The organism is Bacillus sp. FSL R9-9410 (genome assembly GCF_038050385.1).
GTDB lineage: Bacteria > Bacillota > Bacilli > Bacillales > Bacillaceae_G > Bacillus_A > Bacillus_A cereus_U.
In genome coordinates this window covers 3,960,531-3,986,317 of sequence record NZ_JBBOTV010000001.1, presented here as the reverse complement: position 1 = coordinate 3,986,317, position 25,787 = coordinate 3,960,531, and the positions used below count along the sequence as shown (strand labels likewise).

Below are 25,787 nucleotides of genomic sequence, written 5' to 3'. Positions count from 1 at the left end.
ATGAAATTTTTTATTGATACAGCAAACATTAACGAAATTAAAGAGGCAAATGCATTAGGTGTAGTAGCTGGAGTAACGACAAATCCATCACTTGTAGCAAAAGAAGGCGTAGATTTCCATGAGCGTATTCGTGAAATTTGCAGCTTTATTGAAGGACCTGTAAGCGCAGAAGTAATTAGCTTAGAAGCTGATAAAATGATTGAAGAAGGAAAAGAGTTAGCAAAAATCGCTCCAAACGTTGTTGTAAAAGTTCCAATGACAACAGAAGGCTTAAAAGCAGTAAAAGCATTCTCAGATTTAGGAATTCGTACAAACGTTACATTAGTATTCTCAGCAGTGCAAGCATTACTTGCAGCTCGCGCTGGTGCGACATACGTTTCACCGTTCTTAGGTCGCCTAGATGATATCGGTCATAACGGTATGGACTTAATTCGCCAAATCGCAGAAATCTTTGCAATTCACGGCATTGAAACAGAAATCATTGCAGCATCTGTACGTCACAGTGTTCACGTAACAGAAGCAGCATTAAACGGTTCACATATTGCAACAATCCCAGCAAACGTAATCGCTTCATTAGTGAAGCACCCATTAACAGATCAAGGAATTGAGAAATTCTTAGCTGATTGGGAAAAAACACAAGAGAAATAATACGAAATGGAGAACCCAAGTTTAATTAACTTGGGTTCTTTTTTTTGTTTGAAAGAATTTTCATGCAATTGTGCATATTGTCTTTTAAATTTTTAATATAAGCTATTTAATATATAACAAATCACTCTTTATTTTTCACATTTCGACATAAAAAGATAGAGGGTCTGACCAGAAAACTGGAGGGCATGATTCTATAACAGAAAGCTTATTGCTTATAGAATCATGTCTTTTATTATACAAGGGAGGATAGATTACATATTTTTATCTGAAGTTTAAGATTGATACAAGGGGATGATTAAAATGAGAAAAAAAGCTCCATTTAAAGTGTTGTCATCATTAACGATCGCGACACTCATCGGATGCTCAGCTGTAATGAGTGCTCCGTTAGCATACGCAGAAACGCCCGCAAAAGAAAGTGTGTCTACAACACCGATTGATCATAATTTAATTCAAGAAGATCGTTTAGCGGAAGCGCTGAAAGAAAGAGGAACAATTAATCCAGCATCGTCTAAAGAAGAGACAAAAAAGGCTGTAGAGCAATATATTGAAAAGAAACAAGGGGATCAGGCAAATAAAGAAATTCTTCCAGATGATGCTGCCCAAGAAGCATCTGATTTCGTGAAAAAGATAAAAGACAAGAAGATGGAAGAAAAGGAAAAAGTAAAGAAAGCTGAAAAAAATGTTAGCCCTGATCAAAAGCCAGAGCCAAATAAAAAGCAATTAGATGGGAAAGTTCCGACTTCTAAGGCGAAACAAGCTCCATATAGTGGACCTGTTCGCAATGATAAAGTGTTAGTGTTACTCGTTGAATTTAGTGATTATAAACATAATAATATTGAACAAATACCAGGTTATATGTATTCGAAAGACTTTAGTAGAGAACATTATCAAAAGATGTTATTCGGTAAGGAACCATACGCGTTATTCGATGGTTCGAAAGTAAAAACATTTAAACAATATTATGAAGAGCAGTCTGGTGGTAGTTATACGACAGATGGATATGTAACGGAATGGCTAACTGTTCCAGGAAAAGCGTCTGACTACGGTGCTGATGGTAGTAGTGGTCACGATAATAAAGGACCAAAAGGAGCACGTGATTTAGTGAAGGAAGCTTTAAATGCGGCAGCTGAAAAGGGATTAGATTTATCTCAATTTGATCAATTCGATAGATATGATACAAATGGTGACGGTAATCAAAATGAATCTGACGGTGTAATTGATCATTTAATGGTAATCCATGCTGGTGTTGGTCAAGAAGCTGGTGGCGGTAAATTAGGCGATGATGCAATTTGGTCACATCGTTCAAAATTAGCTACAGATCCAGTAGCGATTGAAGGTACAAAATCAAAGGTAGATTACTTTGGTGGAAAAGTAGCAGCGCATGATTACACAATTGAACCAGAAGACGGTGCAGTAGGTGTGTTTGCACATGAATTTGGGCATGACCTTGGTTTACCAGATGAATATGATACGAAATATACTGGAAATGGATCTCCTGTTGAAGCTTGGTCGTTAATGAGTGGAGGTAGCTGGACTGGGAAAATTGCAGGAACAGAGCCGACTAGTTTTTCACCACAAAATAAAGATTTCTTACAAAAGAATATGGGCGGCAACTGGGCAAAAATTTTAGAAGTAGATTACGATAAAATTAAGCTTGGTGCAGGAATTCCTACATATATTGATCAAAGTGTTACAAAATCAAATCGTCCAGGTGTAGTACGTGTCAATTTACCAGATAAGAGTGTTGAAACGATTAAGCCTGGGTTTGGAAAACAGGTATACTATAGTACAAGAGGCGATGATATTTATACGAAATTAGAAACACCGTTCTTGGATTTAACGAAGGGAACAAATGTGAAGTTTGATTATAAAGCGAATTATGAATTAGAAGCTGAGTGTGATTTCATCGAAGTACATGCTGTAACTGAAGATGGAACGAAAACATTGATTGATAGATTAGGAGAAAAGATAGTACAAGATGATAAAGATACAACAGATGGGAAATGGATTGATAAATCATACGATTTAAGTCAGTTCAAAGGGAAGAAAGTTAAACTACAATTCGACTATATTACAGATCCAGCTTTAACATATAAGGGTTTTGCAATGGATAATGTAAATGTAACAGTTGATGGACAAGTAGTATTTTCAGATGATGCAGAAGGACAATCTAAAATGAAGTTAAATGGATTCGTTGTTTCTGATGGGACAGAAAAGAAACAACATTATTATTATCTAGAATGGAGAAACTATGCTGGGTCAGATAATGGATTAAAAGCGGGAAGAGGTCCGGTGTATAATACAGGTCTTGTCGTTTGGTATGCAGATGATAGCTTCAAAGATAACTGGGTTGGGGTGCATCCAGGTGAAGGATTCCTGGGTGTTGTTGACTCTCATCCAGAAGCGTTAGTTGGCAATCTAAACGGGAAACCAGCGTACGGTAATACTGGAATGCAAATTGCGGATGCTGCATTTTCATTTGATCAAACGCCAGCATGGAGTGCAAATTCATTAACACGTGGACAATTTAATTATACTGGATTACAAGGTGTTACAACATTTGATGATTCAAAAGTATACAGCAACAAACAAATTGCTGACGCAGGACGCAAAGTTCCAAAACTTGGCCTTAAATTCCAAGTTGTTGGACAAGCAGATGATAAGTCTGCAGGTGCTGTTTGGATTAGACGTTAATAAAGTGAAACTTTAATCAGTGTGGGGGGGTCCATCCCCCACTAATCGGGCTAAAATAAAAGCACGTTCTTCATATGAAGAATGTGCTTTTTTATTTGTACAGTAAGTTATTATTTTAGCTAATGTAATACAACAGTTGATTCATGTATAGTGTATCAAATTATGTGGGGAAAGGAAATATTTCCGAGGAAATTGTCGAAGTATCGTCAGTATTTATTCAGGTTCTTTTTTTAAGAAAGAAAGTAGTATTGCTTTTATACATAAGTTTATTTACAGTATTACTTGGTTATATGCAAAAGTAATATATATTAGGCGAAAAAAAGACAATGATGGAATTAACCCATCATTGTCTTTTTTACTTTGCTTCTTACATAAATCATTCCAGCAAATGTTAATAAGAATGCAGTTCCGATAACAAAGCTAGCGCTAGGTGATGCCCCGATTGCTCCGACTGTAAAGGAGCCAGCAACAACTCCTAACGAGAAGAATGCATAAAACAATCCGAATGCTTTCCCTCGGTTACCATCTGTTGTATTTTCAACAAGTAAAGCATTAATTGCTGGGAAGAGGATAGCGAATCCAATTCCATAAATCATCATAACGATAAAGAGCATGCCTTTTGTTGCAAATAATCCGAGTAAAGATAACGCTAGTGCCATTACTGCAATCCCGATTAGCATTAGTTTTGAACGATTAAATCGATCGTAAATGCGATTTGTTGGCAGTAAGAAGAAGAGGATAGCGGTAATTCCGAATACACTTAACATCATGCCTGTTGTAGATGCTTTAAGTGCTAACGCCTCAACTTTTACTGGTAACATATAAGTGACAATCCCTTGTGAAAACATTAGTGTGAAAGCACCAATATATGCTTGTAATAAAGGTTCAGATCTCAATAGTTCAATCATATCTTCTTTGTTCATCATTTGTGTTCTTGATGTATCCTTCCTTGATACGTTATTTGGTAAGAAGAATAGAGATACGATTGTACCAAGGACCATTAAAATAGAAATGGTAATGAACACCCACTCTATACCAGCTGTTGCTTTCATAATGCCGCTGAAAGCAGGTCCTACGATTGCCGCTGTTCCAACAGCAGCACCAGATAGAGCCATTGCCTTACCTTGCCTTGCTGAATTTGTTTGTTTTGATAAAAACGTAAAGGCAGCAGGAATTAAAAATCCGTCACTAAAACCGTGCATAAAGCGCACAACTAATAGTTGTTCACCACTTTGAACAACGGTGTATAACAAGACTATGAAACTCGTAATTCCCATGCTTATATAAAGGATTTTTTTTGCACCAAATTTATCAACAGCGGCTCCAGCAATAATATTACCGATCATATTAGCGAATGAGTACATACCGACAACTAGCCCGATAACAAGAGGGGTTCCTCCAAGGCTTTGAGCGAAAGTACTCATAATAGGTAATTGTGAAAATGTATCTAAAAACGCTACGATAACAATAAAGTAAATAAAATATTTCAAGCGATATTCACCTCTCCTATGCTATTATGGCATAATGTTAATTTCAACCGCAATGAAATTGAATTAACAGATGTGGAAAAAAGTACAAAGTGACAAAATATTGAACGTTATTTGTTAAAAATTAGTGGAAACGAGATTATTTTTTGAAATATATGGATAAAAGTATTATAATAGATTTGTAAACTTCACCAGGTTAAGTATATACATAGAGAGGGATGTATAAAATGAAAGCATTACTTTGGCATAATCAACATGATGTACGAGTAGAAGAAGTACCAGAACCAACTGTAAGACCAGGAGCAGTGAAAATTAAAGTTAAATGGTGTGGTATCTGCGGGACAGACCTGCATGAATATTTAGCAGGTCCTATTTTTATTCCAACAGAAGAACATCCATTAACACACGTAAAAGCACCAGTTATTTTAGGTCATGAGTTTAGTGGTGAGGTAGTAGAAATCGGTGAAGGCGTTACATCTCATAAAGTGGGAGACCGCGTTGTTGTAGAACCAATTTATTCTTGTGGTAAATGTGAAGCTTGTAAACATGGACATTACAATGTTTGTGAACAACTTGTTTTCCACGGTCTTGGTGGAGATGGCGGTGGTTTCTCTGAATATACAGTAGTACCAGAAGATATGGTTCATCATATTCCAGATGAAATGACGTATGAACAAGGTGCGCTTGTAGAACCAGCAGCAGTAGCAGTTCATGCAGTACGTCAAAGTAAATTAAAAGAGGGTGAAGCTGTAGCTGTATTTGGTTGTGGTCCGATTGGGCTTCTTGTAATCCAAGCAGCAAAAGCAGCAGGAGCAACTCCTGTTATCGCAGTGGAACTTTCTAAAGAACGTCAAGAGCTAGCTAAATTAGCAGGTGCTGATTACGTATTAAATCCAGCAACTCAAGATGTACTAGCAGAAATTCGCAACTTAACAAATGGTTTAGGTGTAAATGTTAGCTTTGAAGTAACAGGTGTTGAAGTTGTACTTCGTCAAGCAATTGAAAGTACAAGCTTTGAAGGCCAAACTGTAATTGTTAGTGTGTGGGAAAAAGATGCGACAATTACTCCGAACAACCTTGTATTAAAAGAAAAAGAAGTTATCGGTATTCTTGGATATCGTCATATATTCCCAGCTGTTATTAAATTAATTAGCTCTGGCCAAATTCAAGCAGAGAAATTAATTACGAAAAAAATTACAGTGGACCAAGTTGTTGAAGAAGGCTTTGAAGCACTTGTAAAAGATAAAAAACAAGTGAAAATTCTTGTTTCACCTAAATAATATATAATAGAAGAAAGTAGCCCTTTTCTAGAAATAGAAAAGGGCTACTTTTTTTCTATACTGAAAAGTGATAGACTTTCCTTTAACTAAAGGTATTTTTGTTTGGAAGGGGAAGTCCAATGCTTTCATTTATGTTGACATTGAAACGGATGTTAAGAGCCTGTTTACGAGCATGGAAAGATAAAGAGTTTCAAGTGTTATTCGTATTAACAATTTTGACATTAACATCGGGGACGATTTTTTATAGTACAGTTGAAGGATTACGTCCTCTTGACGCTTTATATTTTAGTGTGGTCACGTTGACGACTGTCGGTGATGGGAATTTTAGTCCGCAAACTGATTTTGGAAAGGTATTTACGATCTTATACATATTTATCGGGATTGGATTAGTGTTTGGGTTTATTCATAAATTGGCAGTTAATGTACAACTGCCAAGTATATTATCGAAAAGAAAAAAAGAGTAAAGCGGTTAATCGCTTTACTCTTTTTTTACATTAATTTAGACAAGTATTTGCAGTAGCTTAACAATACTTTATTAAAATGTAAGTGTATTCATTCATTACGTTCACTATGTATAAAGTTATAGTGATATGAACATTTGCATATTTTAATTTATTGATAGAAATTTTGTGAAAGGTGGGATATTCTAATCATAGGTTAACCGGAAGACATCATAGGATCCTAACAAAATATGAACAATAATTCAATTATAAAATGGAGGATTTCAGATGAAAAAGAAAGTTCTTGCTTTAGCAGCAGCTATTACGTTAGTAGCGCCATTACAAAGCGTTGCATTTGCTCATGAAAACGATGGAGGACAGAGAGTTGGAGTTATTCCGCGCTGGTCTGCTGAAGATAAGCATAAAGAAGGCGTAAACTCTCATTTATGGATTGTAAACCGTGCAATGGATATTATGTCTCGTAATACAACACTTGTAAAACAAGATCAAGTTGCACTATTAAATGAATGGCGTACGGAGTTAGAGAACGGTATTTATGCTGCTGACTATGAAAATCCTTATTATGATAATAGCACATTTGCTTCACACTTCTATGACCCAGACAATGGAAAAACTTATATTCCATTTGCAAAGCAGGCAAAGGAAACTGGAGCTAAATATTTCAAATTAGCAGGTGAGTCATACAAAAATAAAGATATGAAACAAGCATTCTTCTATTTGGGGTTATCTCTTCATTACTTAGGGGATGTAAATCAACCGATGCATGCGGCAAACTTTACAAATCTTTCGTATCCACAAGGGTTCCATTCTAAATATGAAAACTTTGTAGATACGATAAAAGATAATTATAAAGTAACGGATGGAAATGGATATTGGAACTGGAAAGGTACAAATCCAGAAGATTGGATTCATGGAGCGGCAGTAGCTGCGAAACAAGATTACTCTGGCATTGTAAATGATAATACGAAAGATTGGTTCGTGAAAGCAGCTGTATCACAAGAATATGCAGATAAATGGCGCGCTGAAGTTACACCAATGACAGGTACGCGATTAATGGATGCACAACGTGTTACTGCTGGGTACATCCAGCTTTGGTTTGATACGTACGGAAATCGTTAAGTATTTGAAAAAGGTCAAATCTCAGAATAGAGTATTTGGCCTTTTTATCACTACACAGTACATGGAGGTATGAAGCGTGAAAGGTAAATTGCTAAAAGGTGTACTTAGCTTTGGTATTGGTTTAGGAGCTTTATATAGTGGATCTTCAGCTCAAGCAGAAATGTCTACAAATCAAAATGATACGTTAAAAGTAATGACCCATAATGTATATATGTTATCAACGAATTTATATCCAAACTGGGGACAAAATGAGCGTGCGGATTTAATTGGGGCAGCGGATTATATGAAAAATCAAGATGTTGTTATATTAAATGAAGTATTTGATAATAGTGCTTCAAATCGCTTATTAGGAAATTTGAAGAAAGAATATCCAAATCAAACGGCAGTATTAGGTCGTAGTAGTGGAAGCGAGTGGGATAAGACGTTAGGCAACTATTCATCTTCGACTCCTGAAGATGGAGGGGTAGCGATTGTGAGTAAATGGCCAATTGTTGAAAAGATTCAATATGTATTCGAAAAAGGCTGCGGGCCAGATAACTTATCAAATAAAGGATTTGTATACACAAAAGTTAAGAAAAATGATCGTTTTGTGCATGTAATTGGGACTCATTTACAAGCTGAAGATAATATGTGTGGACAAACTTCGCCAGCATCTGTACGTACAAAACAGCTACAAGAAATTCAAGAGTTTATTAAAAATAAAAATATACCAAATAACGAGTATGTGTTAATTGGTGGTGATATGAATGTGAATAAAATAAATGCTGAGAACAATAGTGACTCAGAGTACGCATCCATGTTCAAAACATTGCACGCTTCTATTCCATCTTATACTGGACATACTGCAACTTGGGATGCGACGACAAACAGTATTGCGAAATATAACTTCCCCGATAGCCCTGCCGAGTATTTAGATTATATTATTACAAGTAAGGACCATGCTAATCCATCGTATATAGAGAATAAGGTGTTACAGTCGAAATCGCCACAATGGACTGTTACGTCATGGCTCAAAAAATATACATATAATGATTACTCGGATCATTATCCAGTAGAGGCGACTATTTCTATGAAGTAGAGTAGCCTTAAAAAAGTTTCTTCGTAAAGAAGAAACTTTTTTTATTTGAAAACAGGAAAATCATTCTTTCTTTCCAATATGTATAAGACATATATAGAAGAGGAGAGAAAAATGTGGATAGAGGAATTTTTAAAGAAGTTCCATTACCGTGTGCATTTTTAGATGAAGTGGCTTTAGATAGAAATATTCAATCGATTATAGAGTTAAGTGGAAATAAGAAGATCCGTATAGCGAGTAAATCGTTACGATCTGTTCCAATTATGAAACGGATTTTAGCTGCAAGTGGTCGATTTCAAGGGATTATGTGTTTTTCACCTAGAGAGGTTTTGTTTTTAATTGAACAAGGGTTTAATGATTTATTGCTCGGATATCCTGTTTATGATGAAAGAGCTTTACATGAAATTAGTTTGCTGACAAAGCAAGGGCACATTATAACTTGTATGGTGGATTGTGAAGAACATATTACTTATTTAGAAAAAATTGCTGAGAAGTCTAAAGGGTGTTTTCGCGTTTGTTTGGATATTGATATGAGTAGTCGTTTTTTGAAATTTCATTTTGGTGTAAAAAGATCCCCGGTAAAAGATGTGCAGAGCGCTTTGAAAATAGTAGAAAAGGTGAAGGGCTCATCATATTTAATACTAGATGGTGTAATGGGATATGAAGCTCAAATTGCCGGGGTGGGGGATCATATACCGAATCAATGGATGAAAAGTAAAGTGGTTTCGTATTTAAAGAAGAAATCAGTGTTAGAGGTTAAAGAAAGAAGAGGACGTATCGTAAAAGAACTACAAAACCTTGGTATTGAACTAAGATTTGTAAATGGGGGAGGAACAGGAAGTATAAAAACAACTGAGCAAGATAACTCAGTTACGGAGATTACTGTAGGATCCGCTTTTTACTCTCCTAAACTGTTTGACTATTATAAAGAAGTGAAATTTCAGCCAGCTGCCGGATTTGCTTTACCAGTTGTACGCAAACCGGCTCCTTTTATTTATACTTGCCTAGGTGGCGGATATATTGCCTCAGGTGCAGTTGGTAAAGATAAAGAGCCTGAGGTTTGGCGACCGGGTGGTGCAAAACTATTAGCTTTAGAAGGTGCTGGTGAAGTGCAAACACCAATTTTTTATAACGGTGAGGAACGAGTAGCGATAGGAGATTCTATCTTGTTTCGTCATAGTAAAGCTGGAGAGTTATGTGAGCGTTTTCCTGTTTTGTATCGCATTAAACAAGGGGAAATTGTTGGAGAGTATTCAACATATCGGGGGGATGGACAATGCTTTCTATAAAGGGACAAAAATGGAGAAATTGGACAGGGAATGTAGAAGGAACGCCGCATTATACGATGTATCCAAAAAGTATACAAGATGTAGTAGAAGTTGTGGGGCTTGCACGAAAAAAAGGAAAGAAAATTCGTGTTGTCGGTTCAGGGCATTCTTTTACACCTCTTGTGCAAACGGAAGAAATTTTAGTTTCTTTAGATGAATTGAAGGGCATTGCAAATATTGATGCAGAGAAGATGACTGTTGAAGTGTGGGCGGGAACAAAGTTACATGATTTAGGGAAGTTACTTCAGGAAAAAGGTTATGCGCAAGAAAATTTAGGGGATATTGATTCACAATCTATTGCAGGAGCGATTAGTACGGGGACTCATGGGACGGGTGTTACATTTGGGAGTTTATCAACACAAGTTATAGAGATCACGGCAGTTTTATCAACAGGTGAGAGTATAGTTTGTTCAGAAACCGAGAACGCCGAATATTGGAAAGCATTGCAGTTATCGCTTGGAATGCTAGGTATCATTGTAAAGATAAAATTGAAGGTTATCCCAGCGTATTCTCTCGTTTATGAAAGCGAAAAACAGTCATTAACTACTGTAATGAACAAGCTAGAAGAATATAAGAAGAATCGTCATTTTGAATTTTTCGTTTTTCCTTATTCAGATGAAGTGCAAGTGAAATTTACAAACAAAACAACGAGTAAAGAAAGTGATTTGAAATGGCATAAACTAAAGGTGGAGCTACTTGAAAATAGGATGTTCGCTTTGTTATCTAAAGGGTGTAAATGGTTTCCTTCTATAAGTAAAGGAGTAAGCCGATTATCGGCTAAGGCTGTACCGAACACGAAAGTAATTGGCGCAAGCTATGAAGTGTTCGCTACATCACGTACAGTTCCATTTTATGAAATGGAGTATAGTGTTCCTTCAAAGTATATGAGGACTGTTGTAGAAGAGATTTCAAATCTTATTGAAAAGAAAAAGTATAAGGTACACTTCCCAATTGAATGCCGCTACGTGAGAGATGATGATATATGGCTCAGTCCAGCGTACGGAAGAGATTCAGCGTATATTGCTGTTCATATGTATAAAGGTATGAAGTATGCCGCTTATTTTGGTGAAGTGGAGAAAATTTTTCTAAAGTATGAAGGGCGCCCACATTGGGGGAAAATGCATACGTTAACGTACGAAAAATTACAAAATATATATCCAGAAATGCATTCGTTTCTAAAAATGAGGAAGTCACTAGATGAAACAGGAATGTTTTTAAGCCCTTATACAGAAAAGTTATTTACGATTATGAAAAAAAGCTGACAAATTATTATTTGTCAGCTTTTTTAAGTGTAATTCCATTTCTTGTTTGACTAATACGTTCGTAAAATAGTAACTTATCACGGCTAAATACATGTAATAAAACGTGAATAATAAATAGGCCGTTAATTACGAATTGGAATAACAATATAACTAGTAATACTAAAGGCTCTGTATGATTTAAGATAGAGCTACTAGAAAGAATATAGTTGATTCCACCTAAAATGAAATAGAATATACCGTAACGGATGAATAGTTCCTTCATTGTAATACGATCTGACTTTCCTTTCACGTAAATACGAAGCAATGCTTTCCCAATTGTTTTTCCGTTTGTAAAGTATGGAATGATAATAAAGTAAATAAAGATCGAACATGTAATGAAGATGAGTTCGTATACATTTGTGTAAGATTGGATATTAGAAATGAAGAAAGAATTTCCTTTGTTTTTAATGAAAGGTACAACGATAGATAAGAAAATCCAATCAATTTGCATCGCGATAAGGCGACGAACGAATCCGACTGGTTTCGTTTCCAAATCAATACGACTATCTAACTCGTTTGCTTTCGGAAGGAAGTACGTAAATATTGGTGCGATAATAAAACCAATGATTCCTCCTAATGTATTTAAAAACAAATCGTCTATATCGAATAGGCGATAGGCACAATTATATATACCATATAATCCAGTCACCTGTGTTAGCTCGAAAAATAGTGAAAGACAAAAAGAAATACAAATAGTCTGTAAGAAACTACGTCGGAAATAATAACGTAAGTAAATACCAAATGGAACGGTTAATAGAACGTTAAATGCAACTTGTAAAAATGCAGATTCTTTTAATAAGTAGAAATAAGTAGCTGGTTTCGTTAAAATTGCTGATGTATGATTACCAATCTCTTGTATGAAATAAAATGGTGAGAGTTGCATGTGCTGTGTATTAGCCGGTTGTAGGCTACAAGTATCATACGTTTGTGGTAATGGCAAAATAACAAGAAAATAGGCATTTAATAAGTAGAGTAATAATGAGTATAAAATAAATGAGCGCCATTTATTTAAATAACCGTATTTTCGATAATTAAATATTAAAAAAGGAATTAAGAGAAACATTGCTAAAATAGGAAATAAAATAAATGCTGTTTTTACTGGAAATAAATATGCAGTCAAAATGAAGCTCCTTTCAATGAAAATTCGTTTATCATTATAGCGCTAAAAGGAGTTTAAAACAAAGTTAAAATATTTCGAAATAGAAAGAATTACAAATTTTATCGAAATTAAGTTATACTAAATATAATATAAGGATATTGTGATTATATAAGTTGAGAGAGGGTACTAGATATGCGATATGAGCTTTTTTCTGTAAGCGGGGATCATATTACAACTTTTGAAAGCACATGGCGTTTTCAGGAGGGGGAACAGATTTTTGTTCATGATGATAATACAAAACGAAATTTTATTATTATTCGCTTAACACATGATTTATTTCAAAAAAATACACATGTTATTCGCTTGTATTGTCAGGAAAAGAAAGTTTATGCATAAGGAAAAACCTCTTACTGTATGAGGGTAGTAAGAGGTTTTTTATCCCGCTATTTGTGGGCAGTAAAACTCCCACCTCAAAATTCAGTTGGAGCAAAGAAGTTAGGTGGGAGTCGGGCTGCCCGTAAAAGCCCGATTGGTGCGGGCTAATAATCAGTGGGGGATGAACAAAACCCCCACTGATTAAAGTTTCACTTTATAAGAAAATGATAGTTAGCACACCTACGATAATACAGTAGAAAGAGAAATATTTTAAATTTCCTTTTGCCATAATGTTCATAAACCATTTTAATGAAATATATGTCATGACAAATGTTGCGATGAAAGCAACAATATAAGGTACAAGTAATGTATCTAAATTTGGATCGTTTGCAATGTCTGTAATACTTAACAATAAACCACCTAAGCTAACAGGAATGTATAGTAAGAATGAGAAGCGAAGAGCTGTTTCTTGCTTCATACCAAGTAACATTGCTGCCACGATTGTAGCACCTGATCTGCTTATACCAGGAATTAGTGCGCAAGCTTGTGCTAGACCAATAATGATTGCATCTTTCATAGAAAGGTCGCCATCATTTTTACGTCCACGCAAGTTTCGAATAATCCAAAGGCCGATAGCAGTAATAAGAAGGGAAATCCCAACCATTTTCACACCTTTTAAATAGTGGTCGATATAATCTTTAAATAAAACTCCAATTACACCTGCTGGAATGGTTGCAATAACAAGGTAAATAATAAAGAAGAAATCTGATTTTGCATCTTCTGCTCTTGTGAATATATAAGATAGACCATTCTTTGTTAGACGAATTAAGTCATTTCTATAAATAAGTAATACAGCTAATAATGAAGCTGAATTAACAAGTAGCTCAAAGCTAAACCCTTCTATTTTTAGTCCTAGCAAATGCTGTGCTAAAACGAGATGACCGCTTGAAGAAATCGGAATTGGTTCTGTTAGTCCTTGGAATAGACCAAGAATTAAATATTTTAAAATGTAGTAAAATTGTTCCATAATAACCTCCTTGTTTATTAGTCGAAAGAAACAACTTTTCCATTATAGCAAAAGAGAGGATGAATATTGAGAAGAAATAAATATTCGAAATATAATAAAAATCCCTTATACCGGTATAAGGGATTTTTATTATTAATGAGAAGCTACTGTTTCTTGAAGACTTTTAGTTAATTGACCATCGACTTTTTCAGCATCATGAATGTGATTCATAATAGTAGTATTTAATTTTTGGAACATTTGCTGTGTATTTGCAAATTCTCGTAATATATCATCATTACAAGATTTTTGGTTTTCGATAGCTTTAATAACATTTGTAGCGCCACTTTGTAATGTTTGAATCATTATTAAAATATTTTCAATTCTAGCGTTAGTATCGGCGCTCATTTCTACACCTTCATCAACTAAATGTAAATTATCTTTTGTATTTTCGTACGCTTTTTCAATTTCCTCTTGGATTTTTTTCGTTAAATTGCCAATGTTTTTTGTACTCTCCGCTGTGCTTTCTGCTAGTTTTCTTACTTCATTGGCAACAACAGCGAATCCTTTTCCATGCTCTCCAGCACGTGCAGCTTCAATACTTGCATTTAACGCTAATAAATTTGTTTGCGCAGCAATGTTTTGAATTACTTCTACAATTTGCTCGATTTCTTTTGAGCGTTCACTTAAATGATTCATACTATTAGACGTGCGCTGAGATTGTTCACCTAATTTATTAATTACAATAAGTAAACGGTGAACAGATTCTTTTCCTTCATTAGAGCAATCGATAATTTCTTCAATAGACTGAATTAAGCTTTGTTCTTTTTGTAACATTTCACTATTTAATTCATTGGAATGTGTCGTACGTGTTGAAACATTTTCAAAACATGAGTTTAATTGTTGAATTAAATTTTGGAGTGTATGGTGCTGGTTATTTACAAGTTGATGCTCTTGAACAACGCTTTGTACACGGTCGTGGATAGAAGAAATAGTCTCTTGGCTTTCAATATCTTTTTGTTTTAATTCTGTTTCTAGCTCTTGTATACGATTTTCTAATTGATCAATTTTATGTTGGAGTGCTTTCTTTTGAGTAAACATGTATTTATCTCAACCGCCTTTAGAAGTTATATTTTCTCTATATTTGGATTTTAGCATCTTTTATAATTTTTAAATATAGGAATTGTTAAATATTTAAGAATCTATTACATTTTATTCATAATTCCCTTTTTTTTGTCATGAAAAATAAACTGTATTTAATGGTTCTGTAAACAAACTGTAAAATAAATCATGTATAACTGTATAAGAAGGGAGTCGGATTATGAACTATTTTAAGCGAATCAGTAGTCTAGTATTAGCAGGAATGATTGTTCTTTCTAGTACAGTCGCTGTAAAAGCAGAGTCAAACGACGAGAAACTTAACAACATGCAACAGCAATTGCAGCAAAACGATGCAGATATGCAGAAGAAAGAGCAAGAGAAGCAAGCTGTTAGTAAAGAAATTCAAGGTATCGAAAATGAACTACATAATTTAAATAATACAATTGCAAAAAATAAAGAGGATCAAGCTGCTATTCAACATAAAATCGATGAAACACATAAGCAGATTGAACAAAAAAAAGCAGATATTATCGTTTTAGAAGATAAAGTCCTTGCTCGTAAGGATATTATGAAAAAACGTATGGTTTCTGTTCAAAATAGCTCAAATACGAGTTTAGTAGTAGAAGTTGTTGTAGAATCAAAAAACTTTGCTGATTTCATACAACGTATGAATGCGGTATCTACAATTTTAGATGCAGATAAAGAAATTTTACGTCTACAAGAACAGGATCTTCGTCAAATTGAAGAAGATAAAAAAGAGATTGACGAAAAAGAAGCATCTTTAGTAGTAGATAAGCAAAAATTAGCAAAAGCACAAGCAGATTTGAAAGATAACTTGAAAAAACGTCAAGATAACTTACAAACGGTTCAAGCTAAATATAATCAGATTGCAAGCCAACTTAATTTAGCAGCGGAAGAGAAAGCAAAAGTTGAAGCAAATATGAAAGCAGTACAAGAAACAATTGCTCGTGAACAAGAAGCAGCAAGAATTGCAGCAGAAGAGCGCGCAAAAGCTGAAGCAGCTGCAAAGGCTGAGCAAGAAGAGTTGGCAAAAGCGAAGGCAGCAGCAGCTAAGCAAAAAGAAGAACAGGCAGCTAAGCCGGCAGAGCCTGTAGCTAAAGATACAACACCAGCTAAGCCGGATCCAAAACCAGCTCAAGGTGGAAAAGAATTTTATGTAACAGCAACTGCTTATACAGCTGATCCATCTGAAAATGGCTATAAACCGGGTGAAATTGTAAAGTCTAAGTTAGGACATAATTTGACTGCAAATCCAAACATGAAACTAATTGCTGTAGATCCAGCTGTGATTCCATTAGGTTCTACTGTATATGTGGAAAATTACGGTACGGCGATTGCTGGAGATACTGGTAGTGCGATTAAAGGTCATATAATTGATTTATTAATGCCAGATTCAGCTACAGCTAATAATTGGGGCAGAAGAAGTGTTAAAGTTACAATTTTAAACTAAAACGAAATCCAACTTTACAATACGTAAAGTTGGATTTTTTTGTAAAAATAATGTTAAGTTGAGTTTACATTTTGTTAAGAGTAGCATACAATAATGGTAAGAGGTGGTAAAAATGACCATTTTAAACAGGGTGAAGGAATTAAGAGCTCGCTTTAATTTTTCGCAAAGTGTATTAGCAGAAAAGGTTGGGGTGACGAGACAAACGATCGCTGCAATTGAAAAAGGGGATTACGTTCCTTCATTGTTACTAGCATTGACGATTTGTGATGTATTCGAGTTAAAGATGGAAGATGTGTTTGTTTTAAATAAGGAGGGGGAAGAGGATGAATAGACTTGTATTTTCCTATATATTAAATGTACTTTTGATGGTTTTAGCAGGTTGGGTATTTATTGAGCTGTATTATGTTACTATTGAAGTCGCTAATTTTATTAAAACAGAGGAAGTGCCATTTGAAGTTTCGATGAGTTTAATACCGTTTGGATTACTTGTAATGTTTAGCATTATATCGACTATTCTTTATAAAATTCAAAAGAAAAAATATAAGGGGCTTTCGTATTGGATGTATCCATTATTATTCCCTCAAGAAGATGAGCGCGAAAAGGCGATTACAGAGAAAGCTTGTCGCACAACATTTGTTTCATTATGGTATGTATTACCTTGTGCGGTTGGTTTTTTAACTCTTTCTCCTATTGTTAATTTATATATTCCAGGGTATCCGCTATATATTGCATTTGGTATTTTCTTTATTCAAATGACAGTCTTCCACGTATCCCTATACAGAAATAAATTGGCTTAAAAAGAAACCTTCTTGCTGATGCAAGAAGGTTTCTTTTTAAGCTTATACTTGTACATATAGCAATATTATCTTATCATTTTATATAGAGTAAGATTTTGTAACGGAAAGGAATTGTATATGAATAAGCAAAGAATTTATAGTATAGTAGCAATCCTTCTATTTGTTGTAGGTGGTGTATTAATCGGAAAGCCATTTTATGATGGATATAAGGCAGAGACGAAACAGACAGCGAATGTACAAGCTGTTCAAAAGATGGATTATGAAAAGCACGACACGGAATTTGTAGATGCTTCAAAAATTAATCAACCAAACTTGGCAGAAGTAGCGAGTGCATCGTTAGATAAAAAACAAGTAATCGGTCGTATTTCAATTCCGAGCATCTCATTAGAACTTCCTGTTTTAAAAGCGTCGACTGAAAAGAATTTATTATCAGGTGCGGCAACTGTAAGAGAAAATCAAGTAATGGGACAGGGGAATTATGCGCTTGCAGGGCATAATATGTCAAAAAACGGTGTTTTATTTAGTGATGTATCAACTTTAAAGAAGAACGATAAAATTTATTTGTATGACAATGCAAATGAGTATGAGTATACTGTTACTGGTGTATCTGAAGTGACTCCTGATAAATGGGAAGTTGTAGAGGATCATGGGAAAGACGAGATAACACTTATTACGTGTGTATCTGTTAAGGATAATTCTAAGCGTTTTGTTATTACGGGTGATCTAGTAGGAACAAAGGCTAAGAAATAAAGAAAAAAGAAGGTTCACTCTTTAAAGAGTGAACCTTCTTTTTTTATCCAAAATTGAGAAATAAAAGAATATTTTAGTTGGTATTTAAGTATTTTTCTATTTTTGTATAATAAAGTAATGAATCTAGATTTTGGGAGGAACAAAAGTGAAACAGCAAGTAAAAAAACTTCTTTTAACAACAAGTGTAGCGTTATTGGTAGCGCCAATTTCTGCTTATGCACATCCAGGGCGTACAGATGCTAATGGTGGACATACGTGCCGTACAAATTGTGAGAAATGGGGATTACAGTACGGGGAATATCATTATCACAATAAACCAGCTTCTAGTAGTGGTGCAACGAGTCCAGCTCCTAGCCAAAATAATAATGGTGCTGTAGAAGCTGAAAGACAAGCAGAAGCGCAGCGCAATGCGGAGGCAGAAAAACAACGTGCTGCAGAAGCACAGCGTAAAGCAGAGGAAGAGAGACAGCGCGCTGCAGAAGAACAGCGCAAAGTAGAGGAAGAGAGACAGCGTGTTGCAGAAGAACAACGCAAAGCAGAAGAAGCACGTAAGGCAGAGGAAGCGCAGCGTAAAGCTGAGGCTGAAAAGGGACAAGCTGAAGGGCAAACAAGCGGAGAGACAGATTTTAAAGCAGGAAAGAATAATGCAGAAGGACATTTAGCTGGAAAACCAGATGCATATAAACAAGCATTTACAACTACTTATGCTGCGGCATGGTCTTTAGAAGAACAGAAAAAAGCGCATTTTGAAAAAGGTAAAGAGCAAGGGTTAGCACAAGAAGCAATGGACGATAGTCAAATTACTCCTGAGTTTAAGGTGAACTTTGCAGAAGGTTTCCAAGTAGGTAATAAAGAGAGAACCGAAAAGATTGAAAAAGAACAAGCGGAACTTGGTGAAAAGGCTGGTAAAGAATTAGCTGAAAAGAAACCTGGGAATACTGAAAAGAATGTATATGTGAAAGCATATGAAACCGCGTATGAAAAGGGATATAAGTCTGCTAAAAAGGCAGCGGAAAAAGCTGGATATACATATGCATTTGAAAACTACGACTTAAAAGTTCCTGCTAAGTATGAAAAGAATGAAACATTAAAGAAATGGTTTACTGAAGGATTTAAATCAAATAAAAAGGCAGCGGAAATTCGAGAAGAAGGATATAAAAAAGGAGACAGCTGGCTTTCGTTCTTCTATAAGAGTTTCGTGCCAAGTGAATATAAAGAACATAAAGGCTTGTATGAACAAGCAATAGAAAAGGGAAAGAAAGCGTAAAAAAAGATGAGGAAAATTCCTCATCTTTTTTTAATCCATCCATTTCACTAATTTCTTAGAAATTGATAATAAAACACAACCTAAAACGATCGCCACAGCCCCAATAACTGTGAATACTTCAGCATATCCAAGTGAAGTTGTGAAGCTTGCAAGCTGTCCGCCTAAAATATTAGCAATACCTGAGCTTGCTAACCATACGCCCATTAATAAAGAAGCAAGTTTTACTGGAGCGAGAGCACTAACCATTGATAGCCCGACAGGTGATAAGAATAGCTCACCTAACGTATGGAAAAGATACGTAAAGACGATAAATAGTAAGTTTGCTTTTTCTGTAATGTTATGTTCGTCACTGCCTGTTTTTAATGTAGCGATAACAAGAACAATATAACCGATACCGAGTAAGATCATACCAAGTCCCATTTTTGTTGGGATTTTCATGTCACCATTTTTTCTAGTTGCCAGTTTCGCCCATAATGCTGAAATGGCTGGTGCAAGTAAAATAATAAATAACGGATTGACCGATTGGAACCAAGACGTTGGTACTTCCCATCCGAATACGGAGCGGTCAACGAATTTATTTGTATATAATGTTAACGAACTACCAGCTTGTTCAAAGCCAGCCCAGAAGAAGACAACGAAGCACGTTAAAATGACGATAACTGCTGTATGTTGTTTTTCTTTTTTTGTTAATGGTGTATTTCCTACTGTTGGTTGTCCATCTGTTGTTTGTAAATCGCGGGTTGGTTTTTTACCAATATCACCAAGGAAGCGATTAGATAGTGTTGTAAATAAAATTTGTCCAATGATCATTCCGATTGAAGCGGCTAAGAAGCCGTAACGGAATCCGAAATGAACAACGCCATCTACTGTTGTTTTGAATAAATTTTCTGATAAAAACCCACAAACGAGTGGAGCTAAAAATGAACCGACGTTAATACCCATATAGAAAATTGTAAATGCACTATCACGCTTTGGATCATTTTCTTCGTATAATTCTCCAACAAGTGTAGAGATATTCGGTTTGAAGAATCCATTACCGATAATAATAAGCGCTAATCCGAGGTATAGACCGACTTGGTTTTGCAAGGCAAATAGTGTAAGGTTACCAATTGCCATCGTTATACCACCAATTGTGATGGCTTTTCGTTTACCTAGAAAACGGTCTGTTAAGTATCCACCGATTAATGGTGTGAAATAACAAGCACCAGTATAAAATCCGTAAATAGAGAGTGCCCACGCTGGACTAAACCCAAGACCACCGCTTACTAAAGCTGTCGTTAAATATAATGTTAATAATCCTCGTAATCCATAGTAACTAAATCTTTCCCACATTTCTGTAAAGAAGAGTAAGTATAAACCTGGAGGATGTTTCTTTTTTCTTTGTTGTTCTCTTTCTAGTTGTATCGCTGATTCCATAATATTTTCCTCCTGACACAAGCAAAAAACAAAGTTAATAGTTTTGTATGATTAATATTTTACCTTATTAACTATTATAAGTCAATAAAGGTTGATTTTTCAGAAGAAATTTGAAAAGGGAAATAGCTATAGAATGGGTGTTTCTTTTGTGATAGACTATGGACTATGTTTTCTTTGTAAGGAAGCGGATTACCGCATTTTTTTATGTGTGGAATTGATTTCATGTAAGGTGAAATTGAAGAAGGAGAAAGAAATGAAATTGTTACAGAAAAAAGAAATTTTACTTATTAGTCTTATGTTATTCTCTATGTTCTTTGGGGCCGGAAATCTTATATTTCCACCTTTCCTTGGATACGAAGCGGGAGAGCATGTGTGGATTTCATTGCTAGGTTTTATTATGTCAGCAACAGGGCTTCCGATATTAGGGGTTATCGCTATTGCGAAAGCGGGGAGTTTTCAAACGTTAGCGGGCAGGGTTCATTCCTCATTTGCAATTATATTTCCATGTATTGTGTACTTATTTATTGGACCAGGTCTTGGTATACCACGTGCAGGAAGTTTAGCTTTTGAAATGGGACCAGGTCAGTTGTTCCCACAAGCAGGTAGCTTAGTTTTGTTATGTTACACGGCTATTTTTTTTAGTATTGTTTACTGGTTAAGTTTATCCCCGTCTAAATTAATGGGCTTGTTCGGAAAAGTTTTGACGCCGTTATTATTATGTATGATTGCACTTATTTTTATAAAGAGTATGTTTACAACGGTAGGAGATGTGAAAGAGCCAATAGGGAACTATGGACAAGCTCCGATGTTCCAAGGGTTTTTAGACGGATATTTAACGATGGATGCGTTAGCAGCTTTAATATTTGGGATTGTTATTGCAAATGCTTTGCGTGCAAAAGGTATTGAAGATGATAAAGGTTTAGCTAAATATATGAGTATTGCTGGTATTGGAGCAGGGCTTTTATTATCTATTATTTATGTCATTCTTGGATATGTTGGCTCAATTAGCGGTTCATTGGGTACATTTGATAACGGTGCGGAAGTGTTAGCGCAAGTTATGACGGCATTATTTGGACAAGGTGGGTTAGTTTTATTAGGTCTTATTTTTACTGTCGCTTGTCTATGTGTTTCAATCGGACTTGTTACATCTTGTAGTCAATTTTTCGCAAGTGTATTTCCGAAAGTGTCGTATAAAGTTTGGGCGTTTATATTGAGCTTTATTAGTATGGTTTTAGCTAATTTAGGGTTAACACAAATATTAAAAGTTTCAGTACCGATTCTTGGATTTATTTATCCAATTGCATTAACGCTTATTATTTTAGGGTTATTCCATAAGTATATTGGAAAGTATGTGTGCATATATCCTGTTACAATTGTGATTGTAGCGGTATTTAGTGCAATCGATATTTTAAATAAAAATGTGATGACGAATCAGTGGACGCCAATATTGAAGCATATTCCGTTTTATACAGAAGGTGTAGGATGGATCATTCCAGCTCTTGTAGGTGTGTGTATTGGTGCAATCGCTAGTATCATGATAAATAAGGATAAATAAGTGAAAGGTGTTTTCCATAATGGGAAAACACCTTTCTTTTTTTGGAAAAATGGTTTTGAAAATGAATAGACTAAGAGTATGATAAAGATAATTGGTAATATATAGGTTTCGAATGAATGATGAGGGGGGAGCGTATGAAGGAAGATTTGAATAAGAAAATAGAAGCACTCGAAACTGCAATTGAAACGATGCAAGAAGCACTTTTTGAGTTGAAAGCAAAACAAAGGAAAATAGAAGTAGAAAACGCTCAGCAACGTGTTAGTAAGGAAAAGAAAGTATATATCGAAACGATAATGGATGAAAAATTACAAGAAGATGTAGTGAAAATCAAAGAGCCTGTTCAAAAAGTTGAGGAAAAACAAGTAAATATATCTGCTTTTAAACCGGAACCATTCAATATTATTAAGTTTTGCCAAACATGGTTGCCGCGTATATTTGTCGGTATTATGCTACTTGGGGTTATTTGGTTATTTAAAGCAGGGGTAGATGCTGGTTTATTAACACCAGCGATACGAATTGTGTTTGGTATCGCCTTATCTATCGGTTTGTATTATATAGGGGATATTCAAATTAAACGAGAGCGGCAATCGTTAGGATTAGTATTAGCTGGAGGAAGTATTACAGGTATTGTTTTAACGACGTTTGCGGCACATTATTTATATGGATTCATTCCAGCAAGTATTGCGTTTATTTGCAACATTATATGGGTTGTTTTAGGGATTTATTTAGCGAAAAGATATAAATCGGAATACCTCGCTATTTTCGTGGCGGTGGGAGCATTTTTTGTTCCTTTCTTGTTAAATAGTACGACCCCTAATACGTATATTTTCTTTAGTTATGAGACGATATTAACAAGTAGTCTATTATGGTATGCATTGAGAAACCGTTATAAGTACTTGTATATGATTTCTTATGTTGTGGCGGCAATTGTCCTATTTGTCTTCTTTGCTGTTATGTCAATATTAGTAGAGAATGTGCAAGTACAGTTAACAGTTGTATACGGTGCAATTCATTTACTATTATTTTGGCATATGTTTTCGGAGAGAAGTTTTATACAAGAAGCACGATTGGCGATATTTAGTGCGAATGCAGTTTTCTTTATTTTAGCCATTTCTCAAATTCCTGAATTTACAACGTGGGGATTAGTTATAAGTGCATTCGTGCATGCTGTTATGTTCGCACTTGAATATAGGAAGAATAAACATTCTGTATTTACAAATCTAATATTTGGCTTTGCAATGGGGTCATTTAGTTTAGCGATTTTATACGAGTACAGTTTGGTGAATGCAGCAATCGTATTATTGTTACAAGGTTTCCTCGGTATGGTTACTGCTATTAAAGTAAAGCAAAATATTAAATTGTATGTAAGTGCAACGATTTATGCGATTGGAATGATACAGACGATTTTTAGTCCGTTTGATGAGTTCATTTCAGCAGGCTTTGTCGCTCATATTATTTTGATAGGGACGTTCTATTATTGCATGAGACAAGCGAAAGAAGTGTTAGCGAGTTTTGGTAAATATGTGTACTCTATAGCGCTCTACTCGTTAATGGTCATTGTATTTATTACAATTACTAGAATCGGTGAAGTTCTTTCTACAGATGGAAGTATAATTAGCGTATCTGTATCGTTATTATGGATGGTATATGCGTTATTTGCAGTTTGGTTTGGCCGTTATAGACAGATGAACGAAATATTATATGCTGGATTAGTCGTATTAGTAGTAACAGTAGGGAAGTTATTCCTTCTCGACTTACCAGAGGTGTCGATGATGATTAGGGCGGTGTTATTCTTAATCGTTGGTAGTATAGGTATCGTTATTTCAAGAATGTTTTTCTCAAAAGAAGAGAAGTGAAAAAAAGGCAATCCATATGCGGATTGCCTTTTACTGTACTTTACTTCTTACCAATCGTTACAGTTTCACTATATTTCGCTGTCGTATTTTGACGTAGACGGAGTGTTGCTTGTCCAGTTGTATTTGGATCAAGTTGTACATTCACAATTTTTTCAGCAGATCCTTGGTTATTTGTGATGAAAGAGAATGCACTGCTATATCCGAAAGAAGATGGCCAAGTGCCATTTGTATTTTGAACTTTTGCCACCTGTGTTCCGCCAGTTGTGAAGATACCTAAAGAATAATTATTGTACGTTGTATTTGGTAATAAGTTATTTACTTGAATCTTCATTTGTAACACTTCATTGTTTGGTAGAATGCTAGGGTGCGTAATTACGTAATCACTCGTTGTCACTGCACCGTTATAGCCGTATGAACCTGGTTTGAAAGTATTTGTATTGAACCACTGGTAACCTTGACTTGGTGCGCTCCAAGGTTCTGGTTGTGGTTCTGTTGATAAACTTGGTTGTTCAAATGTTTGTAGAGCTGTAGGTGCATCAAGCTGTAAACCACTCACTTGATCTAAGCTTGTAAATGTTTCTTGCTTCGCTAACCAATTCACGATGTTTTCTAATAGAACAGCATCGTTTTCTTCTTTATAACCATCATAAGTTTTCTTTGATTGACCTGAATCTTCACGAACATATTTTGGCGTAGCATCTTCAACAGGAGAAGAATCACCAATAAAGGCTGCTTTTCCAAGGCCAACTTTCGAAATGGCAGCATAAGGACCCTCTGCAACGCCACCACCGTTATAAACGCCGCTATCAACAGCGTTATTCCATTTTGATGGATTTTCTGGAAGATATACAAGGCCTTTCGCTAGTTTTGGATTTGTAATCGCAAGAGTAGAGCCGGCATGCATTGCTACAGATGAAACGCCAGTTGTAATTCCGAATGATTGCGCAGGTGAGACAATATTTTTAGCTGAAACATCACCAAGTGCATTGTAACGGAAGCGAATACCGAAATTATCGGATAGCCAATCAGAGCTTTCTACTCCTTGCATAGCTTGTGAAGTTGTTTCTTCATTAGACATTCCCTTTGCTGGATTATCCCATGCCCCGCGTCTATATCCATTGAACACTTCTGAGGAGTCCCAGCGGTTTTTATTACGATCTGCATTATAATGATCGGCAATGAAGAAAATACTGCCGCCATTTTTCACGTATTGTAACATTGCGTCTTGTTCAGATTTTTTATAAGGAATATTGGCTTCGGGAACGATAAATACATTGTGATTTTTTAAATCGTCATATGTAATAGGTGTTGATTTACGCAGTTCTTTTACATGATATCCGTTTTGGGCAATGCCGTTTCCGAAATCAGAAAAACCGCCATCAATAACCCAATCAGCTGTCCCTGCCGTTTGACCGTGTGTATTATCGAATAATACTTTCTTACCATTGTTTTGATTTACAACTTTTGCAGCAATTTCAGGAGCTGGGTCTACAGAGCTTTCGGCATAAGTAGACGGTATGAACGAACTCCCCATACTAAGTGTAATTGCTGTTGCTAAAGAAAATGTAATCCATTTTTTATTCTTCATAGAAGAATCCCCCTAATAATAAATATATGTGCTTTAATAATGTAATTTATTTTTCTGAAAAAATAAAGACAGAAAACGTAAAAAATATTAAAAAATTGTAAAAATACCGTGAATTT

General features: G+C 35.4%; 21 protein-coding genes and 1 pseudogene. 16 read left to right on the top strand and 6 right to left on the bottom strand.

Translation table 11 applies throughout. From position 1 onward, the window contains the following. Window positions 1-648 carry a fructose-6-phosphate aldolase gene (gene fsa / locus MKX77_RS20815; RefSeq protein WP_000667669.1) on the top strand — a complete coding sequence of 216 codons (648 nt, stop codon included), beginning with the start codon at window positions 1-3 and terminating at the stop codon, window positions 646-648. A gap of 300 nt (window positions 649-948) precedes the next feature. Then, a complete protein-coding gene (gene inhA2, locus MKX77_RS20810; protein ID WP_341307682.1) occupies window positions 949-3,342 on the top strand; it encodes a M6 family metalloprotease immune inhibitor InhA2 in 2,394 nt (797 codons plus the stop codon). A 335-nt stretch (window positions 3,343-3,677) separates the two neighbouring features. Here inhA2 and MKX77_RS20805 read toward each other — a convergent pair whose 3' ends face one another. Further along, window positions 3,678-4,832 (bottom strand): MFS transporter, encoded by a 1,155-nt coding sequence (locus MKX77_RS20805; protein WP_002114139.1) that lies wholly within the window; start codon window positions 4,830-4,832, stop codon window positions 3,678-3,680. Between the two features lie 224 nt (window positions 4,833-5,056). Between MKX77_RS20805 and bdhA the strand changes: the two genes are divergently transcribed. The 6 genes from bdhA to MKX77_RS20775 all read left to right on the top strand — a co-directional run bounded on the left by bdhA (window position 5,057) and on the right by MKX77_RS20775 (window position 11,354). Beyond that, window positions 5,057-6,109 (top strand): (R,R)-butanediol dehydrogenase, encoded by a 1,053-nt coding sequence (gene bdhA / locus MKX77_RS20800; RefSeq protein ID WP_002114142.1) that lies wholly within the window; start codon window positions 5,057-5,059, stop codon window positions 6,107-6,109. Between the two features lie 119 nt (window positions 6,110-6,228). Continuing rightward, window positions 6,229-6,573, top strand: a complete 345-nt coding sequence (locus MKX77_RS20795) for a potassium channel family protein (protein WP_002114144.1) — start codon at window positions 6,229-6,231, stop codon at window positions 6,571-6,573. 264 nt (window positions 6,574-6,837) lie between these two features. Continuing rightward, entirely contained in the window at window positions 6,838-7,689 is an 852-nt protein-coding gene (gene cerA / locus MKX77_RS20790; protein WP_193656167.1) for a phospholipase CerA, read from the top strand. A 76-nt stretch (window positions 7,690-7,765) separates the two neighbouring features. After that, window positions 7,766-8,767 carry a sphingomyelinase C gene (gene sph / locus MKX77_RS20785; protein WP_341307681.1) on the top strand — a complete coding sequence of 334 codons (1,002 nt, stop codon included), beginning with the start codon at window positions 7,766-7,768 and terminating at the stop codon, window positions 8,765-8,767. A gap of 113 nt (window positions 8,768-8,880) precedes the next feature. Continuing rightward, a complete protein-coding gene (locus MKX77_RS20780; protein ID WP_215555251.1) occupies window positions 8,881-10,053 on the top strand; it encodes an amino acid deaminase/aldolase in 1,173 nt (390 codons plus the stop codon). Further along, on the top strand, window positions 10,041-11,354 hold the full coding sequence (locus tag MKX77_RS20775; RefSeq protein WP_341307680.1) for a D-arabinono-1,4-lactone oxidase: 1,314 nt from the start codon (window positions 10,041-10,043) through the stop codon (window positions 11,352-11,354). The genes MKX77_RS20780 and MKX77_RS20775 overlap by 13 nt, the downstream gene beginning before the upstream one ends. Before the next feature lie 7 nt (window positions 11,355-11,361). Here MKX77_RS20775 and MKX77_RS20770 read toward each other — a convergent pair whose 3' ends face one another. Continuing rightward, complete coding sequence (locus MKX77_RS20770) at window positions 11,362-12,513, bottom strand: VanZ family protein (RefSeq protein WP_341307679.1); 1,152 nt, start codon at window positions 12,511-12,513, stop codon at window positions 11,362-11,364. Window positions 12,514-12,684: 171 nt separating this feature from the next. Here MKX77_RS20770 and MKX77_RS20765 point away from each other — a divergent pair, with 171 nt between their 5' ends. Beyond that, window positions 12,685-12,888: a hypothetical protein gene (locus MKX77_RS20765; protein WP_016103553.1), complete on the top strand. Its 204-nt coding sequence runs from the start codon at window positions 12,685-12,687 to the stop codon at window positions 12,886-12,888. A gap of 193 nt (window positions 12,889-13,081) precedes the next feature. On the opposite strand, the gene MKX77_RS20760 is transcribed toward MKX77_RS20765, so the two are convergent. After that, entirely contained in the window at window positions 13,082-13,894 is an 813-nt protein-coding gene (locus tag MKX77_RS20760) for an undecaprenyl-diphosphate phosphatase (protein ID WP_002114163.1), read from the bottom strand. A 132-nt stretch (window positions 13,895-14,026) separates the two neighbouring features. Next, a pseudogene (locus MKX77_RS30720) lies at window positions 14,027-14,545 on the bottom strand (methyl-accepting chemotaxis protein); the annotation flags it as partial. Window positions 14,546-15,191: 646 nt separating this feature from the next. Here MKX77_RS30720 and MKX77_RS20750 point away from each other — a divergent pair. The 5 genes from MKX77_RS20750 to MKX77_RS20730 all read left to right on the top strand — a co-directional run bounded on the left by MKX77_RS20750 (window position 15,192) and on the right by MKX77_RS20730 (window position 19,256). Next, window positions 15,192-16,442: a 3D domain-containing protein gene (locus MKX77_RS20750; protein WP_341307678.1), complete on the top strand. Its 1,251-nt coding sequence runs from the start codon at window positions 15,192-15,194 to the stop codon at window positions 16,440-16,442. A 112-nt stretch (window positions 16,443-16,554) separates the two neighbouring features. Continuing rightward, window positions 16,555-16,773 carry a helix-turn-helix transcriptional regulator gene (locus MKX77_RS20745; protein ID WP_000154009.1) on the top strand — a complete coding sequence of 73 codons (219 nt, stop codon included), beginning with the start codon at window positions 16,555-16,557 and terminating at the stop codon, window positions 16,771-16,773. Continuing rightward, on the top strand, window positions 16,766-17,239 hold the full coding sequence (locus MKX77_RS20740) for a DUF2178 domain-containing protein (RefSeq protein ID WP_341307677.1): 474 nt from the start codon (window positions 16,766-16,768) through the stop codon (window positions 17,237-17,239). The genes MKX77_RS20745 and MKX77_RS20740 overlap by 8 nt, the downstream gene beginning before the upstream one ends. Window positions 17,240-17,356: 117 nt before the next feature. Further along, window positions 17,357-17,989, top strand: coding sequence for a class A sortase (locus tag MKX77_RS20735; protein ID WP_341307676.1), 633 nt, complete (start codon window positions 17,357-17,359; stop codon window positions 17,987-17,989). 145 nt (window positions 17,990-18,134) lie between these two features. Then, entirely contained in the window at window positions 18,135-19,256 is a 1,122-nt protein-coding gene (locus MKX77_RS20730; protein ID WP_341307675.1) for a YHYH domain-containing protein, read from the top strand. Window positions 19,257-19,286: 30 nt separating this feature from the next. On the opposite strand, the gene MKX77_RS20725 is transcribed toward MKX77_RS20730, so the two are convergent. After that, window positions 19,287-20,672: a peptide MFS transporter gene (locus MKX77_RS20725; protein ID WP_059037682.1), complete on the bottom strand. Its 1,386-nt coding sequence runs from the start codon at window positions 20,670-20,672 to the stop codon at window positions 19,287-19,289. Between the two features lie 253 nt (window positions 20,673-20,925). On the opposite strand from MKX77_RS20725, the gene brnQ1 reads away from it, so the two are divergent. Next, window positions 20,926-22,227: a branched-chain amino acid transport system II carrier protein BrnQ1 gene (brnQ1, locus tag MKX77_RS20720; protein WP_445819105.1), complete on the top strand. Its 1,302-nt coding sequence runs from the start codon at window positions 20,926-20,928 to the stop codon at window positions 22,225-22,227. Between the two features lie 134 nt (window positions 22,228-22,361). Further along, complete coding sequence (locus MKX77_RS20715) at window positions 22,362-24,083, top strand: DUF2339 domain-containing protein (protein WP_341307673.1); 1,722 nt, start codon at window positions 22,362-22,364, stop codon at window positions 24,081-24,083. Window positions 24,084-24,123: 40 nt separating this feature from the next. On the opposite strand, the gene MKX77_RS20710 is transcribed toward MKX77_RS20715, so the two are convergent. After that, window positions 24,124-25,671 carry a DNA-binding protein gene (locus MKX77_RS20710; protein ID WP_341307672.1) on the bottom strand — a complete coding sequence of 516 codons (1,548 nt, stop codon included), beginning with the start codon at window positions 25,669-25,671 and terminating at the stop codon, window positions 24,124-24,126. Window positions 25,672-25,787: the final 116 nt, after the last annotated feature.